This is a genomic window from Pseudoxanthomonas koreensis (assembly GCF_041890415.1).
GTDB lineage: Bacteria > Pseudomonadota > Gammaproteobacteria > Xanthomonadales > Xanthomonadaceae > Pseudoxanthomonas > Pseudoxanthomonas koreensis_A.
Genome location: NZ_CP169056.1, coordinates 2,511,596 through 2,527,744, shown reverse-complemented (window position 1 = coordinate 2,527,744; position 16,149 = coordinate 2,511,596). Strand labels below are relative to the sequence as shown.

The following is a 16,149-nucleotide window of genomic DNA, read 5'->3' as shown; positions in this document are numbered from 1 at the left end:
CACCGGCCACCATAACGGCCGGGCGCATGCAGATGCGATCAATGCCCGGCCTGGAACCATCGCACAGGCCTGCGCGTCCAACGCCGCGCGTCGTCCAACGATACGCCCGGCGTGCCGTCCCTGGCCGGTTGCGGCATCCTGTCCATCCTGCAGAGATGGAGATGATGCATGGCGACGGCCGACGAGGTGGTGCGATTCTGGCGCGAGGCGGGCCCCGGCGCGTGGTTCAACGGCGGCGAGGCATTCGACCGCCAGTGCGAGGCGCGTTTCCTGCAGCTTCACCACATCGCCGCGCGCGGCGAGATCGAGCCGTGGCTGGATGATGCCGAAGGTGCATTGGCGCTGATGATCCTGCTCGACCAGATCCCGCGCAACGTGTTCCGCGGCAGCGGCCATGCCTACGCCACCGACGGCCTTGCGCGTGCATATGCGAGCCGCGCGTTGGCTGCAGGGCACGATGCGAAGGTCGAGCCGGCGTTGCGCGCATTCTTCTACCTGCCATACGAGCACTCGGAAGACCCGGCCGACCAGCGCCTTGCGGTGGAACTGTTCGGTGCCCTGGGCGATGCGCAGTACCTCGATTATGCGGTGGCGCACGAGGAGGTCATTGCCCGCTTCGGCCGCTTTCCGCATCGCAACCGTGCATTGGGCCGGGTCAGCACACCGGAAGAACAGGCCTGGCTGGACGCCGGCGGAGGCTTCTGAAGCCCGCCTCTTGTAGGAGCCGGTCTTGCCGGCGACCCGGCACAGGCCAGGTCGAGTCATCACCGCATACCGCATCGCACGGGGTTACATCGCGTTACGTCATCCCGCGCCGCGGTCGCCGGCAAGACCGGCTCCTACAAATGCGGAGCCGCAGCATCGATATGCGGATGGGCGTCGTCCGGCGGACATGAGCGGCAGCAGGCATCGCACCGCACCGCCGCGACAAGCCCACCCACCGCACCGCCGCGACAAGCCCACCCACCGCACCGCGACGACAAGCCCACCCGCTACATCACGGCACAAGCCCCGCACCGCCGCTTGCGGCAACGCGGCCGCGCATACTCCCTCACGCGGGGGACGAACAGAAAAAAGGCGGAGGCCTTGCGACCTCCGCCCTCTTGCGGCAACTCCGGAATCGCCGGCTCAGTAGCGCGGCACGCTGCTGTCCACTTCGGCGGACCAGCGCTCGATGCCGCCTTCCACATTGAACACCTGGGTGAAACCGCTGGCGCGGAACTCCTCGGCCACCCGCGCGCTGCGCTCGCCCACATGGCACAGGAACGCCAGCCGGGTGTCCTTGGGCAGGGCTTCAAGGTCGGCGCGGCCGTCCCCGTCCAGGCTGCGGTGCGCAACCGCAACCGCCGCATGGGCGCGCTCCTCGGGCGGGCGCACGTCCACCAGGACCAGCTCGCCGGCGCGGACCTGGCGGTCGGCCTCGGCCGGCGGGATCGCCTGCACCGGCTTGGGCGCGTTCGGGTTGTCGATGGCCAGGCCCTGGCCACGGAAATCGTCGACCCAGTCGATGGTGATGCCGTTGGCCCGGCGCGCGCTGGCCAGGTCGAACTGGATCCGCAGGCCAGCCGCATCCACCGCGATGGCCGTGTCATTGCGTGGCGCGATCTGGAAGCGCGGCTGGAACTTCGCATCGATGGTCAGCACCAGCGCGGCGTCGTCGGCATCGCCCAGCGCGCCGCGCAGCTTCTCGGCCGCCGCTTCGGTGACGGTGACCTGCGGCGGCGTGCGGTCCGGCGGCGGCAGGCCCAGCAACTGCGACAGCTCGCCGCTGCCGGCCATCTGCTCGACGATGTCGCTGCCGCCGACCAGCTCGCCATCCACGTAGAGCTGCGGGATCGTCGGCCAGTTGCCGTAGGCCTTGATGCCTTCGCGGATCTCCTGGTCGGCCAGCACGTTGACGTGGGCGAACTCCACATCAAGATCCGCCAGCAGGCCGCTGGCCTTGGCCGAGAAGCCGCACTGCGGCATGCCGGGCTGGCCCTTCATGAACAGCACGACGCGGTTGGATTGCAGCAGCGATTCGATGCGCGAACGCAGGGCGGGATCAAGGGACATGGGGGCACTCGCAAGGCTGGGGTGACAAGGGATTCATTCTACGCCGCGTGGCATGATGCGGCGATGACCACTCCGCACACGCAGCATCCCGTTCCACGCCACCCACACGCCTGGATCGGCTGGGTGGTGGCTTCGCAACTGCTGGTGGTGCTGCTGTGGTGGCGGCTGGGCTGGCACTGGGGCGTGCCGGCGTTGCTGCTGTCGCACGCGCTGTTCGTGGTGCCGGTGTTCCTGCCGTGGTCCGGCTTCTACGGGCCGGCCCTGGTGCGGCTGGCCGACGTGGGCCAGGCGGTGTGGCTGACCATCGACGATGGCCCATCGGACGACACCGTGCCGATCCTCGACCTGCTCGACCGGCACGGCGCGCGGGCCACGTTCTTCCTGGTCGGCGCACGCGCGCAGGCGCGGCCGGAGCTGGTGCAGGAAATCCTGCGGCGCGGCCACGGCATCGGCAACCACAGCCACACCCATCCGCAGGCACACTTCTGGCGCCTGGGGCCGCGCGCGATGGCGCGCGAGATCGACGCTGCGCAGCAGGCACTGGCGCAGGTGGCCGGCGCCGCGCCGCGCTGGTTCCGGTCGGTGGTGGGCATGACCAATCCGTTCGTGGCCGCATCGCTGCGTCGCCACGGCCTGGTCCGGGTGGCGTGGTGCGCGCGCGGCTACGATGCGGTCGACGGAGATCCGGACCGGGTGCTGCGCCGGATCGAAAGCGGGCTGGCGCCGGGCGCCATCGTCCTGCTGCACGAGGGCGCACCGCATGGCGCCAGCGTGCGCATCGTCGAAGCGGTGCTGGAGCGGCTGGCCGAACGCGGCTATCGCTCGGTCGTCCCGCCGGCATAGGCGAGCAGCCGCACGCCGGTCCACGCGCATCCGCGCCGCGTGGCCGCATCGGACGGGGTGCGTAGCCATGCACGCCATGATCCGGCTCACGGCGCATCGCTGCGATGGTGCGCGCCCAGGCTCTCGCCGCGCTGCAGCGCTGAGGCAAGCAGCAGGCAAGCCAGCCGCCCCTGCCAGCCGCAGGATGCGTGGCCTGCCGGCACATCGCTGGCAATGCCGCTTTCGACCACGCGCAGCGCCGAGGCCAGGGTGCCGCCGTCGCGGACCGGGCCCATCGCGTTCCACAGCAGGGTGCGCAGCCAGGCCAGTGCCGGTGCGTCGGCGGCCGCGCCACGGCCGGCCCAGCGGTGCGCGCCGTGCGCCATCGCCGGCAGTGGCCCTGCCTCGGCCAGGCGCAGGCCCAGGCGGTGGCCGAACACCAGCCCCTCAAGCAGCGAGTTGCTGGCCAGGCGGTTGGCGCCGTGGACCCGGTTGCAGGCGACCTCGCCCACGGCATACAGGCCGCGCACGCCGGTGCGGCCATCGCGGTCGGTGGCCAGGCCACCCATGTGGAAGTGCGCGGCAGGCACCACCGGGATGGGCTGCCGTGCCGGGTCCACGCCATGCGCCAGGCAGGCCGCATGCACGGTGGGGAAGCGTACCGGCCAGGCATCGCCCAGGGCGGTGGCATCCAGCCAGGCGTGGTCGTTGCGCAGGCTTTCCTGCCACACGCAGCGGGCGACCAGGTCGCGCGGGGCCAGGTCGCCAAGCGGATGCAGGCCGGCAGTGAGCGAGCGGCCGTTTGCGTCGCACAGGCGCGCGCCGGCACCGCGCAGCGCTTCGGTGACCAGCGGCAACGGCCCGCTGCCGCCGGTCGCCAATGCAGTGGGATGGAACTGGACGAACTCCAGGTCGCGGGTGGCCGCACCGGCGGCCACGCCCAGGGCCAGGCCGTTGCCATCGGCGCCGGCGGGGTTGGTGCTGGCCGCGAACAGCGCGCCGATGCCGCCGGTCGCCAGCACCACCTCGCTGCATTCCACCAGGCTGGTGCCGCCATGCGCATCCTCCAGACGGATGCCGGCCACGGCCGCATCGCGCAGCAACAGCGCATCGGCCTGCACGCCCTCGCGGAGGTGGATGTGGCTGGCCGCGCGCGCCGCACGCAGCAGCGTGGCCAGCAACACCGCGCCGCTGGCGTCGCCGCCGGCATGGACGATGCGGTCGGCGTGGTGGCCGCCTTCGCGGCCCAGGCGCAGGCGGCCATCGTCCGCACGGTCGAAGGCCATGCCCAGCGCCTGCAAGCGCGCGATCGCCTCCGGCGCCTGCTCGGTCAGGTAATGCACGGCCGCGCCATCGTTGTGGCCGGCGCCGGCTTCCTCGGTGTCGTGCGCATGGGCGGCGGGCGTATCGCCGGGCCCTACCGCCGCGGCGATGCCGCCCTGCGCCCAGTGGCTGGAACTGCCATGGCCATCAGTGCCGCGCGCCACCAGCAGCACCTGCCGCGGCGCGGCGGCCAATGCCGCCGACAATCCCGCCACGCCGCTGCCGACCACCACCACCAGGGGTGGCCTGCGGCGCATACTCATGCGCGGTCGTGCCGGCCCACCGCCAGCATCCGCTCCAGCGCCGCACGCGCACGCACCGCCATCTGCGCCGGCACCTGCACCTCATGGCCCAGCGTGCTCAGGCAATCGTGGATGGCGGGCAGGGTGATCCGCTTCATGTGCGGGCACAGGTTGCAGGGCTTGATGAACTCCACCTGCGGGAACCGCGTGCGCAGGTTGTCGGCCATCGAGCATTCGGTGATCAGCGCCACCCGCTCCGGCTTCTCCTTTTCCAGCCATGCGCCCATGGCGGTGGTGGAGCCGACGAAATCGGCTTCCTCCTGCACCTCGGGCGGGCATTCGGGATGGGCGACCAGGCGCGCGTTGAAACGCTCGCGCGCGTGCCGTGCCTGCTGCGCGGTGAATTGCTCGTGCACCTCGCAGCGGCCGTGCCACAGCACCAGCTCGATGCCGGTCTGCTGGGCGACGTGGTAGCCCAGGAATGCATCGGGCAGGAAGATCACCTTGTCGGCGCCGTGTTCGGCGGCCATCGCCTCCACCATCCGCGCGGCATTGGCGGAGGTGCAGCACGCATCGGATTCGGCCTTCACCGCGGCGCTGGTGTTGACGTAGCTGACCACCGGCGCGCCCGGGTGCTGGCGCCGCAGCTGGCGCACGTCCTCGGCGGTGATCGACGATGCCAGCGAGCAGCCGGCCTCCGGGTCGGGAATCAGCACGGTCTTGTGCGGGGCCAGGATCTTGGCGGTCTCGGCCATGAAGTGGACGCCGCACAGCACGATCACCTCGGCCTCGCAGTCGCCCGCGGCCTGGGCCAGCGCCAGCGAGTCGCCGGTGATGTCGGCCACGCCGTGGAAGATTTCCGGCGACTGGTAGCTGTGGGCCATGATCACCGCGCCACGCTCGCGCTTGAGGCGGTTGATCGCGTCGATCCAGGGCAGGTGCAGCGGCCACTCCAGGCATGGCAGCAGGGGTTCCAGGCGCGCGCCGAGTTCGGCGTACTGCGCTTCCAGTTCAGGGCGCCAGCGGGGGGCGGCCGGCGCTTGGGTGGCAGGCATGGCGGTTCCGGTGTGGGCGGCGGCATGCACGGGCGTGCCGCGGCGGTGGAGCGGGGGGGGGGGAGAACAATCCATCGAGGATGCTAGCGGTGCGGTCGCGCGCGTCTCCTGATCTGGGTCAAGCCAGGCCGGATCGGGCACGGCATGTGGCAGGTGCCATGCGAAAGCATCGCCGGCAAGACCGGCTCCTACGTGCGTTCGCGGGCGAACGTGCGGGCGCGGTGCAGGCAGCGCAGCAGGCAGGCCAGGCTGATGGCATTGGCAATCACCAGCGCCACACCGGCAAAAGACGCCAGCGGCCACCACAGCACCGATCCGGCCAGCAGCGTTGTGGCGGCCAGGTGCGCGAACAGGGCGATGCGCTTGTCGTCATCGGGCAGCAGGCGCCCTGTCGCGGGGATGCGCACGCCGCGCGGGCAGCGGCCGCGCAGATCGATCCAGGTGATGAAGCCGACGATCTCCAGCAGCATGCCGTTCACCAGCAGCGGTGCCGCCACCGCGATCGCCAGGGTGCCGGCGAGCATCACCGCTGGCGCGGGCGCACCGGCGCCAGCCGCGCACGCAAGCAGCGCGGCCAGGGCCATGGCCACCACGCCGGCGCGCCAGAAGCGCACCAGGGTCGGGTTGCGCCGGTGCGGCGCGGTCGCGTGCAGCCACAGCACGGTGGCGGCGAAGGCCGTCGCCGGCAGCGCAAGGGCCAGCATCGGCAGCCACGATGGCGCGCCGTGCAGCCGCGCGGCCACGGTGATGGCCAGCAGGACCAGGGTGGCGGCGAGCCAGCAGCCGAGCATGCGCGGATGCACCATCACGGTGCCCTGGAACATCGGTACGGTCACGCTGCCCACCATCGCCAGCAGCACCAGCACCCAGCCACCCATGCCCAGGGTGGCGTGCGCGTCGGCCAGCCGGTCCAGCGGCCATCCGGCCTGGCCGCCCAGCACGGCGGCAGCTGCAATCCCCAGCCCGACCGTGGCCACCAGGGCCAGCAGCGCCGATCCGATCCCGCCGCGCAGCAGCCGCTGGGCACCGCGCCGCAGCAGCCCCGGCAGGGGAGGCACCACCACCGCCAGCAGTGCAGTGGCCAGCAGCAGCGATGCCGGCAGCAACAGTGCGTGCGAGTGATACAGACCGGCCACGAACAGCAGCAGGCCCACGTTCAAGGCCACGTGCCACAACGGCGCCCAGCGCGCACCGGGCACCGGCGTGGCGGCGGCCACCGGCAGGAACTGCAGCAGGCTGCCGAGCATCGCGTTGCCCAGCACGCCAAGGGTGAACACATGCACGAGTGCGACCGCCGGCAGCGCCCAGCGCCCCTGGGCCAGCGCGTCGCCATCCATCACCAGCAACACCCCTGCCGCCATGCCCCACAGCGGGCTGCCGAGCAGGAAGCGCAGCGGACGCCACGGTGGTGGCGCCCGGGTCATTGCCAGCCCGCTCATCGCGCGGTGCGGTCGGCCAGCAGCACCGCTTCCTGCCCGCGATGGCAGATTGCGATGCGTGCGCCACCGCCCTCCAGGTCGTCGATCCGCCAGGCGTAGCCCCACTGCTCCAGCACCGGCAGCAGCGGGTCGGGGCGGAACGGAGTCAATGCGTCCAGGCGCGCGTCCGGCGCCAGCGCATCCACCGCATCGAGGATGCGCTGCATCGGTTCGGGCGGTGGCAGGTGGCGCAGGTCCAGCGGCGCGGTCATGGAGTCACTCGCATGCAATCGATGCCCCACGTTCGCAGCGTATTGCTGCGTGTGCATTGACCTGGGTCAGGCGGCTGTCCCGGCGCGCGGCCATCCATTTCCATGCGCCGTGCAACGTGCGCCGTGCAACGTGCAAGTTGCGCGCACCGTGCAAGGCGCACGCCGGCACGCTCACTCCAGGTTGAAGTGCGCCGCCACCGCCCAGGTGTGCGGCCCGGCGATGCGCACGGCGATGCGCAGGTCTTCTTCGGATACTCCGAAACTGGCGGTCCAGCGACGCACGCAGGCCGGGTCGTCCAGGTCGATGAAGTCGTGGTTGCAGGGCAGGGCAGCGGGTGCGAGTGCCGCCGCCACGCTTGCCGCCTGGAACGGTTCTTGGCCGAATGACTGGGCCTGTGAGGTGGTGTCGTTCATGGGATGCCTTCCCCGGTTTCGATGCCCGGCGACGCAATGGAAACGATGTACATGGCATGCCTCCGTGTGGTGCGAAGACGCATCGAAATGGTGCGTTTTTCCTGGAGATATGAGACGGCCCCGGATCGTAAGCGCCGGTGAAAAACGCGTCGAAGGCGGATGAGGGCCAAATGCCTTGACCTGCATCAAGCCGGATGCGATAGACCTGTACCCGGGCCGCCGATTGATGGAAATCAAGGAGCCGCGCGCCCGGGCTGTACCACGATAGGTTTACCTCCCCCCTCCCCCTCCCCCCCACTCAGGAATGCAAGATGCAGATCCCACGTATTGCCAGCGGCGCATCGCCGCTGTTGTTGCTTGTCCTCGTCCCATCGATGGCCGTCGCCGCCGCCGACACCGGCGGGCCGATCCTCGACCTGCGTTACCGCTACGAACATGCCGAACAACAAGGCGTGGCCCGTGATGCGCAGGCACACACGCTGCGCGCGCGGGTCGGCTACCGCACCGCCGCCTGGCACGGCTGGTCGGCGCTGGTCGAGGCCGACGGCGTGGCCCGGCTCGGCGGCAACCACAACGACACCCGCAACGGCCTGCGCCAGTACCCGGTGATCGCCGACCCGGCCGGTACCGAAATCAACCAGGCCCTGGTGCGTTACGCACACGGCAACAACACCGTCACCGCCGGACGCCAGCGGCTCAACCTGGGCAACCAGCGGTACGTGGGCGGCAGCGCCTGGCGGCAGAACGAGCAGACCTACGACGGCGTGCGCGTGCAGCTTGCACCCGCCGCCGGCGTCACCGTGGATTACGCATGGATCGGTGGCATCAACACCGTGCTTGGTCCGCACGACAGTGCCGCCACCAACCGCAGCAATCCGTCCGACATCGAAGGCGACAGCCACCTGCTGCAGGTCGGCTGGCGGGTGGCCCCGGCGCTGGCCGTCAGCGGTTACCACTATCGGCTGGAGCTGGAGGACATCGCGGTGGCGGCCACCGCACCGCCGGGCACCCTGGCCAGCCGGACCACCGGCGTGCGCCTGGAGGGCGGGCACGGCGCATGGAGCTACGCGGCCGAATATGCGCGCCAGAGCGAGCTCGATCCCAATCCATGGCAGCTGGACAGCCGCTACTGGCTGGCCGAACTGGGCTACACGCTGCACGGGGCCAAGCTCAAGGCCGGCTACGAATCGCTGGGCGGCGGCAGCGGCGCGGGCAACCGTGCGTTCCAGACCCCGCTGGCCACCAAGCACATCTTCCAGGGCTGGGCCGACGTGTTCGGCACCACTCCGGCGCAAGGCCTGGACGATGCCTATGTCGGTGCGGCGGTGCCGCTGGGCGGCGGCAGCCTGCAGGCCTGGTACCACGACTTCTCGCCCGAGCGCGGCGGCGGCAGTTACGGCCGCGAGATCGACCTGTCCTATGCGCGGCCGATCCCGCGGGTGGATGGCCTGGCCGGGCTGGTGAAGCTGGCCAGCTACCGCAGCGACGATGCGCGCACCGCGGACATGGACAAGCTCTGGGTGCAGGTGCAGTACACGTACTGACGTCCTGCGCAGCCGGATGCGGTGCCGGGCCAGTGCCCGGCGCCGCTTCCCGGCCATGGCCTGGCCGTGGACACGCGCCGGGCGTGGCGGTCAATGGCCGGATGCGTCGTCGTCCTCGTGCGGGCGCGAGGCTGCGCCGTCGTCGGCGCCGGCGTGCAACTGCGAGGACATGCCGGCCGCGTCCCAGGATTCCTGCAGCAGGTGGCAGCAGGCCAGGCAGGGATCGGGCAGTTCCAGTTCGCTTGAATCCATGGCCGCCTCCGTCGGTGGCTCAGCCGGACAGCAGGTACACCGCGCCCAGTGGATGGTGGGCCCGGGCGATGCAGTAGATCTGCAGGTACACCAACAGCGCGGCCACGTAGAACAGCGCACGCCGCCGGCGTTCCTGGCGGTGGCTGCCGTTGACGTGGCGACGCGTGCGCAGGGCCAAGATGCCCAGCACGATATACACCACCAGCAGCACCACCTTCACCGTCAGCCAGCCATTGGCGAACAGCGCACCCGGCAGGATGGTCAGCAGCATCAGCGCGGCGGTCAGCAGTACCGTGTCGATGGTGTAGCTGAGGTAGCGCACCGGTGCGTACATGGGCCAGCGCATGCCGGCCAGCGCGCAGGCGCCGCGCAATGCGAACAGGGTGCCACTGGCCATGATCGCGGCGACGTGGACCCACTTGATCTGCGCGTAGAACTCGATCACGGCGTCAACCCGGCCGGCCGTCCCGGCGTGGTGACAGGTAGATGTGGCCGATGCGCGCCACCCACGGTGACAGCGCCACCAGCCAGCCGACCGCGGCCACCGCCTGCCACAGCCCCGGGTCGGGCAGCACGTCGGCCAGCACCCGCACCGTCGCCACGATCTGGATGGCCACGAACGCGAACCACGCGATGCCGTACATCTGCAGCGGCCTGCCCGAATGGCCCTGGGTGACGCGGGTGACCATTGCCACCAGCAGGCTGCCGAAGAAGCCGACGAACAGCGCGTGCATCGGCGCGCGGGCCAGGATGAAGCCGCCGTCGAACAGGTAGGTCAGGCTCTGCACCAGGTACAGGGCGAAGGTCACCGGCAGCCACAAGGTGCCGATGAACAGCACCGCCAGCAGGCCCGGCATCGGCGGGCCACCGCGGGTGCGTGGCCACCAGCGCCAGACCGCGAGCGAGGTCAGCAGCAGCAGCGGCAGGTCGGCCAGCCACAGCCAGGCATAGGCATGCATCAGCTCCAGGCCCAGGTGCGCCATCGCCAGCACCCACACCGTCGCCAGCCACCACAGCGGCCGCCACGGCGTATAGCCGCGCACCGTATTGCCCGCAAAGAACGGGAACATGCGATGGGCCACGGTGACGTACACCGGCAACAGCAGGCCGAAGCCGCCCAGCTTGATGCTGGCGAAGGCCCACGTGGGCGAGGCGCCCAGGGCGAAAGCCAGGAACATCGCCACGCCCAGCCAGCCCAGCACCAGCGCGGCAAAGCACGAGCGTGCATGCCAGGTGCGGCCCTTCTCGTCGGCCACCAGCCGGCCCAGCACCAGCAGCGCGGTGGTCCAGCCGGCCAGTGCCATCCACAGCCCCACCACCAGGCCCGCTTCCCAGCCGGCCGCGCCCAGCAGCATCGCCAACTGGCCGCCCATCAGCCCGGCGCCCACCGGCACGTACAGGTAGCGCGGCAGGTCCGGCAGCCCCATCCAGCGCGGGAACACGGTCAGCAGGAAGCCGAAGATGAAACTGGGCAGCACCAGGTACAGCATCAGGAATGCGTGCAGCCAGCCGGCCGGGATCGCCGGCAGCGGCAGGGTCCAGGCGCCCGAGCGCACCGACACCAGCCACAGCGCCCACCACAGCATTGCCAGCAGCACGTTGGACGCGCCGATGAAGAACATCAGCCGGTGCGGGGCCTGTGCCAGCCAGGCAGGCGAGATGCGTGGACGCGGACCGGGCAAGGGAACGGACTCGGTGTGCATGGCCGCAGTGTGTGCCCGCGGCCCGGAAGGTGCCTTGACCTGGGTCAGGCCAGGCGAGTGCAGCGCCGGGCGCAGCCGGCTCCGGCCGCAGGATACAGCGCGGGCGTGAGTGCGGGAAAAAGACCAAAAAAAACCGGGGCCGCATTGCGCGGCCCCGGTTGTCGCCATGGCTGGCGTCTAACTCAGGCGTCTTGCGCGACCGTGGTGGTCGTCGCCAGCGCCGGTGCCGCGCGCCTGGGCGCCACCCACAACCGCAGCACGAACCAGGCCAAGGCTAGTGCGCCGACGCTGAACAGCGTGTCGGCCGGCACCCGCATCCACACCAGCAGGTCCACGATCGGCTGCTGCATGAACTCGGCCGAGCGCGCATACCAGTAGCCGTGCTTGAGCGCGGCGTTGAGCTGCAGGATGCCCAGCGGCAGCAGGGTGAACGCCGCCATCCCGGCCAGGCCGATGTTGAGCGACCAGAAGCTGGTCTTCAGCACCCGGTCGCTCCACTGCGCCTCCGGCTTGAGGCCGCGCAGGCAGAACAGCATCAGGCCGATGCCGAGCATGCCGTACACGCCGAACATGGCGGTGTGGCCGTGGTTGGCGGTCAGGTTCAGGCCCTGCATGTAGTACAGCGGCAGCGGCGGGTTGATCAGGAAACCGAACAGGCCCGCGCCCACCAGGTTCCAGAACGCCACCGCGATGAAGAACCGGATCGGCCACGTGTACCTGGCCATCCACGGCGTGGCCTTGCCCAGCTTGTAGCTCTGGTAGGCCTCGAAGCCCACGTAGGCCAGCGGCACCACTTCCAGCGCCGAGATGCTCGCGCCCAGCGCGATCACCGCGGTCGGCGTGCCGGTGAAGTACAGATGGTGCAGGGTGCCCAGCACGCCGCCGGCCATGAACACGATGGTGGCAAACAGCACCGCCACGGTGGCGGTCCTGACCTGCAGCAGGCCCAGGCGGGTGAACAGGAAGGCGATCACCGCCACCGCGAACACCTCGAAGAAGCCTTCCACCCACAGGTGCACCACCCACCAGCGCCAGTACTCCACCATCGACAGGTGGGTGTGCTCGCCCCACATCAGGCCGGCGGCGTAGAACACGCCGATGGCCACGGTGGACAGGAACAGCAGGGTCACGATCGACCGCGACTCGCCGCCATGGCGGATCGCCGGCCACAGTGCACGGCCCACCAGCAGCAGCCACAGGCCCAGGCCGATGAACAGGAACCACTGCCAGAAGCGGCCCATGTCCACGTATTCCCAGCCCTGGTGGCCGAACCAGAAATTGCGGTCCAGGCCCAGCTTCTGCATCACCGCCAGCCACTGGCCGGCGAAGGAACCGACCACGATCACCAGCAGGCAGACCCACAGCACGTTCACGCCCAGGCGCTGGAACTTCGGTTCATGCCCGGAGATCGCCGGGCCGATGTACAGGCCCATGCCCAGCCATGCGGTGGCGATCCACAGCACCGCCAGCTGCGTGTGCCAGGTGCGGGTGAGCGCGTAGGGAAGCACGTCGGCCAGGGCAAAGCCGTAGGCTTCCTGGCCTTCGACCTGGTAGTGCGCGGTAATGGCGCCCAGCAGGATCTGGGTCAGGAACAGCGCGATCACCACCCAGAAATACTTGCCGGTGGCGCGCATCGAAGGCGTCACCTTGATTGCCGCAAGCGGATCGCTGGCGGGCAGCACCGGCACCATGTCGTCGCCATGGTTGACCGCGTAGTGCCAGCCCAGCAGGGCGATGCCCGCGATCAGGAACAGCACGCTGAACACCGTCCACATGAACGCGCTGGGCGGCGCGGTGTTGCCGACCATCTCGTCGTAGGGCCAGTTGGCGGTGTAGCTGATGTCCTGCTGGCCCGGGCGCAGGGTCACCGAGGACCAGGCCGCCCACCAGTAGAACGCGGTCAGCTGGCGTCGGTGCTCCGGATCGGGCACGGTGCCTTCGCGCATGGCGTAGGCCTCGCGCAGGCTGCGCAGGGCCGGGTCATCGCTGAACAACTGCCGGTAGTGCGCGGCCACCTGGCCGATGGCCAGCGCACGGTCGGCATCGACCTGGATGGTGCGGGTGGCCGGATCGTAGGTGTTGGGCCGCATCAGCGCCTGCACCCGGTTGGCGTAGGCGGCGCGGGTGGGCGCGTCCAGTTCCTTGTAGCTGGACAGCTGGTGCTCGCGCGCGGCCCAGATGTCCTGGATCGCCTCGGCCTCGCGGTGCAGCCAGTCCGCGCCCCAATCCGGCGCGATGTAGCCGCCGTGCCCCCAGATCGAGCCAAGCTGCTGGCCGCCGATGGACTGCCAGACCTGGCGTCCGGTCTCGATGTCCTGGCGGGTGTACAGGACCTGCCCGTCCTGGCTGACCACGGCCTCGGGCATGGGCGGGGCTTCGCGGTGTATTTCGCTGCCGACCCACAGGAGCACGGCAAACGAAGCGATGAGCAGGACGGCGAGTCCGGCCCATAGCTTGCGGGTAGAGTTCATGGGGATCACTCGGTTGGGAGACGTCCGAATGTTCCGTGCCCGCCGGCATTGCCTCCATGACCCAGATCAAGCCGCGTCCCTGTAGGAGCGTCCCTTGGGCGCGACCTCGCAGATGTTGGAGGCATCGCGCGGTCGCCGGCGAGGCCGGCTCCTACAGGTGGTGGGATGCCTGCGGTTTGCGCGGTGGCCGGCGAGTCCGTGACATGGATCGCGCGCGTGGCTGACCAGCGCCGGCTGTTGTAGGAGCCGGTCTTGCCGGCGACCCGGGGACCGATGGCATCGCCGGTCGCCCGGATCCCGCGCGGTTGCCGGCGAGACCGGCTCCTACAGGTGGGGGCGTATGCCCGTACAGGTGGGGCGTGTGCCGGCACAGGCACGCGATCCCTGCGCTCGGGGCGCGGCTAGTGCCGCAGGACGGCCAGGGCGATGGTTTCCAGGCGCTCCAGGTCCATGATCTCCACGTCGCGCTGCTTGATCTGGACCAGGCCATCGCGCTCGAACCGGCGCAGCACCCGGCTCACCGTCTCCGGCGCCTGGCGCAGGTAGTTGGCGATGTCGGTGCGCGACATGGTCAGCTGGAAGCGGCGCGGCGAGAACCCGCGCGCGGCCAGCCGCCGCGACAGGCCGATCAGAAACGCGGCCATGCGCTCGTCGGCCGAGTGGTCGCCGGCAAACAGCGAGGCCACCCCGATGTCGCGGCTCATCAGCTTGAACAGCTGCTGCTGCAGGTTGGGCAGGCGGCTGGCCAGCAGCGCGATGCGCGGGAACGAGAACCGGCACAGCATCACCGTGTCCAGCGCCACCGCGTTGCAGGGGTAGTGCTCGCCGTGGATCGCGTTGAGGCCGATCACCTCGCCGGGCAGGTGGAAGCCCAGTACCTGCTCGCGGCCGTCGCGGTCGGTGATGTAGGTCTTGACCGTGCCGGCGCGCACCGCGGCGATCGCATCGAATCGGTCGCCCTCGCGGAACACGTGGTCGCCGGCCTTGAGCGGGCCCACGTGCTCGACCAGCACGTGCAGGTCCATCAACGACCCCTTGTCCATGCCCTCGGACAGGCAGGCCTGCGAGAACGCGCAGGTGGAACAGAACGTCAGGGCATCGCCATCGTCGGCCAGGATGCTGGCATCGGTACGCGGAAAGACGATGCCTGAACTCATCCGGTCAACTCCGGATGGCTCAAACGGTGCGCGAGAACTGCACGGGTGCAGACGCGGCTCGGGGCAGGTATCGGTCGAAGCACATGGCTATGATACGCAGCAGCAGCTTGCCTCGGGAAGTAGCCCGCAGCCCCGCAGTGCCCAGCTCCACCAGGCCATCGTCGGCCAGCACCGTCAGCCGCTGCATGGCCTCGGCGAAATACTCGCGGAAGTCGATCACGTGGCGGCGTCCCACCGCCTCGAAGTCCAGCTCGCCGTGGCACATCAGCTGCTGGATCACGTCCGCGCGCAGCACGTCGTCATCGTCCATGTGCATGCCGCGCCACACCGGCAGGCGGCCGGCATCGATGGCCTGCTCCCAGCTCTGCAGGTCACGCGGGTTCTGGCTGAAGCTGTTGCCGATATGGCTGATCGCGCTCACCCCCAGGCCCAGCAGGTCGCTGTCGGCGCAGGTGGTGTAGCCCATGAAGTTGCGGTGCAGCCCGCCGCGTGCCTGGGCCCGGGCCAGGTCATCCTCGGGCAGGGCGAAGTGGTCCATGCCGATATAGACGTAGCCGGCCTGGCCCAGGCGTTCGATCGCCCGCTGCAGCAGCGCCAGCTTGACCTCCGGCGTGGGCAGGTCCTCGGCGCGGATGTGGCGCTGGGCGCGGAACATCCCGGGCAGGTGCGCGTAGCTGTACACCGCAAAGCGGTCCGGGCGGACATCCAGCACCGTGTCCAGGGTGCGGTCGAAGCCGGCCAGGGTCTGCCGCGGCAGCCCGTAGATCAGGTCCAGGTTGATCGAGCGCATGCCATGGGCGCGGCAGGCCTCGATCACCGCCATCGTCTGCTCCACGCTCTGGATGCGGTTGACCGCCTCCTGCACGGCGGGGTCGAAGTCCTGCACGCCCAGGCTTGCGCGGTTGAAACCGGCGTCGGCCAGTTGCGCCACCTCGGCCGGGTCGATGAAGCGCGGGTCCAGTTCGATCGAGCAGTCCAGCAGGGCATCGCGCGCCAGCGGGAAGTGGCGGCGCATCACGTCCACCGTCTCGGCCAGTTGCGCCGGCGACAGGAAGTTGGGGGTGCCGCCGCCGAAGTGCAGCTGCACCACCTCGCGGTCGCGGTCGAACAGCCTGGACATCATCCCGATCTCGCGGTACAGCCGGGTCAGGTACGCCTCGCCGCGCGCCTTGTCGCGGGTGATGATGCGGTTGCAGCCGCAGTAGAAGCACGGGCTGGTGCAGAACGGCACGTGCACGTACACCGACAACGGCCGCGGGATGGGGTCGCCGTTGCTGGCCTCGGCCACCCGCCTCAGCTCCGCCTCGCCGAAGCCGGACGAGAACTGCGGCGCGGTGGGATAGGAGGTGTAGCGCGGCCCGGGCACGTCGTAGCGACGCAGCAGGTCGGAGTCGAAGAGGGTGGTCGTAGTAGCCATGGAC

Annotated in this window: 15 protein-coding genes; 3 read left to right on the top strand and 12 right to left on the bottom strand. The window is 70.1% G+C overall.

What is annotated here, in order from left to right:
* Positions 1-168: 168 nt before the first annotated feature.
* On the top strand, positions 169-705 hold the full coding sequence (locus ACEJ41_RS11535; protein ID WP_374012412.1) for a DUF924 family protein: 537 nt from the start codon (positions 169-171) through the stop codon (positions 703-705).
* 423 nt (positions 706-1,128) lie between these two features.
* Here the strand turns inward: ACEJ41_RS11535 and grxD are convergent, their stop codons facing one another.
* Positions 1,129-2,055 carry a Grx4 family monothiol glutaredoxin gene (gene grxD / locus ACEJ41_RS11530; RefSeq protein WP_374012411.1) on the bottom strand — a complete coding sequence of 309 codons (927 nt, stop codon included), beginning with the start codon at positions 2,053-2,055 and terminating at the stop codon, positions 1,129-1,131.
* Positions 2,056-2,118: 63 nt separating this feature from the next.
* Between grxD and ACEJ41_RS11525 the strand changes: the two genes are divergently transcribed.
* Entirely contained in the window at positions 2,119-2,898 is a 780-nt protein-coding gene (locus ACEJ41_RS11525) for a polysaccharide deacetylase family protein (RefSeq protein WP_374012410.1), read from the top strand.
* An 86-nt stretch (positions 2,899-2,984) separates the two neighbouring features.
* On the opposite strand, the gene ACEJ41_RS11520 is transcribed toward ACEJ41_RS11525, so the two are convergent.
* The 5 genes from ACEJ41_RS11520 to ACEJ41_RS11500 form a co-directional block, all read right to left on the bottom strand.
* Positions 2,985-4,463 carry an L-aspartate oxidase gene (locus ACEJ41_RS11520; RefSeq protein ID WP_374012409.1) on the bottom strand — a complete coding sequence of 493 codons (1,479 nt, stop codon included), beginning with the start codon at positions 4,461-4,463 and terminating at the stop codon, positions 2,985-2,987.
* Positions 4,460-5,497: a quinolinate synthase NadA gene (nadA, locus tag ACEJ41_RS11515; protein ID WP_374012408.1), complete on the bottom strand. Its 1,038-nt coding sequence runs from the start codon at positions 5,495-5,497 to the stop codon at positions 4,460-4,462. Before nadA ends, ACEJ41_RS11520 begins: the two co-directional genes overlap by 4 nt.
* A gap of 188 nt (positions 5,498-5,685) precedes the next feature.
* Positions 5,686-6,936, bottom strand: a complete 1,251-nt coding sequence (locus ACEJ41_RS11510) for a hypothetical protein (protein WP_374012407.1) — start codon at positions 6,934-6,936, stop codon at positions 5,686-5,688.
* On the bottom strand, positions 6,933-7,187 hold the full coding sequence (locus ACEJ41_RS11505; protein WP_374012406.1) for a DUF2249 domain-containing protein: 255 nt from the start codon (positions 7,185-7,187) through the stop codon (positions 6,933-6,935). The genes ACEJ41_RS11510 and ACEJ41_RS11505 overlap by 4 nt, the downstream gene beginning before the upstream one ends.
* Before the next feature lie 171 nt (positions 7,188-7,358).
* Complete coding sequence (locus ACEJ41_RS11500; protein WP_374012405.1) at positions 7,359-7,601, bottom strand: DUF3606 domain-containing protein; 243 nt, start codon at positions 7,599-7,601, stop codon at positions 7,359-7,361.
* Positions 7,602-7,912: 311 nt separating this feature from the next.
* Between ACEJ41_RS11500 and ACEJ41_RS11495 the strand changes: the two genes are divergently transcribed.
* Positions 7,913-9,145 (top strand): alginate export family protein, encoded by a 1,233-nt coding sequence (locus ACEJ41_RS11495; RefSeq protein ID WP_374012404.1) that lies wholly within the window; start codon positions 7,913-7,915, stop codon positions 9,143-9,145.
* A 90-nt stretch (positions 9,146-9,235) separates the two neighbouring features.
* Here ACEJ41_RS11495 and ACEJ41_RS11490 read toward each other — a convergent pair whose 3' ends face one another.
* The 6 genes from ACEJ41_RS11490 to hemN all read right to left on the bottom strand — a co-directional run bounded on the left by ACEJ41_RS11490 (position 9,236) and on the right by hemN (position 16,145).
* A complete protein-coding gene (locus tag ACEJ41_RS11490; RefSeq protein ID WP_374012403.1) occupies positions 9,236-9,397 on the bottom strand; it encodes a hypothetical protein in 162 nt (53 codons plus the stop codon).
* 19 nt (positions 9,398-9,416) lie between these two features.
* Positions 9,417-9,842, bottom strand: a complete 426-nt coding sequence (locus ACEJ41_RS11485; RefSeq protein WP_374012402.1) for a SirB2 family protein — start codon at positions 9,840-9,842, stop codon at positions 9,417-9,419.
* Positions 9,843-9,846: 4 nt separating this feature from the next.
* Complete coding sequence (locus ACEJ41_RS11480) at positions 9,847-11,100, bottom strand: NnrS family protein (RefSeq protein WP_374012401.1); 1,254 nt, start codon at positions 11,098-11,100, stop codon at positions 9,847-9,849.
* 182 nt (positions 11,101-11,282) lie between these two features.
* Entirely contained in the window at positions 11,283-13,571 is a 2,289-nt protein-coding gene (locus tag ACEJ41_RS11475) for a nitric-oxide reductase large subunit (protein WP_374012400.1), read from the bottom strand.
* A 401-nt stretch (positions 13,572-13,972) separates the two neighbouring features.
* Positions 13,973-14,728 carry a helix-turn-helix domain-containing protein gene (locus tag ACEJ41_RS11470; RefSeq protein WP_374012399.1) on the bottom strand — a complete coding sequence of 252 codons (756 nt, stop codon included), beginning with the start codon at positions 14,726-14,728 and terminating at the stop codon, positions 13,973-13,975.
* A 19-nt stretch (positions 14,729-14,747) separates the two neighbouring features.
* Positions 14,748-16,145 (bottom strand): oxygen-independent coproporphyrinogen III oxidase, encoded by a 1,398-nt coding sequence (gene hemN, locus ACEJ41_RS11465; protein WP_374012398.1) that lies wholly within the window; start codon positions 16,143-16,145, stop codon positions 14,748-14,750.
* Positions 16,146-16,149 lie beyond the last annotated feature (4 nt).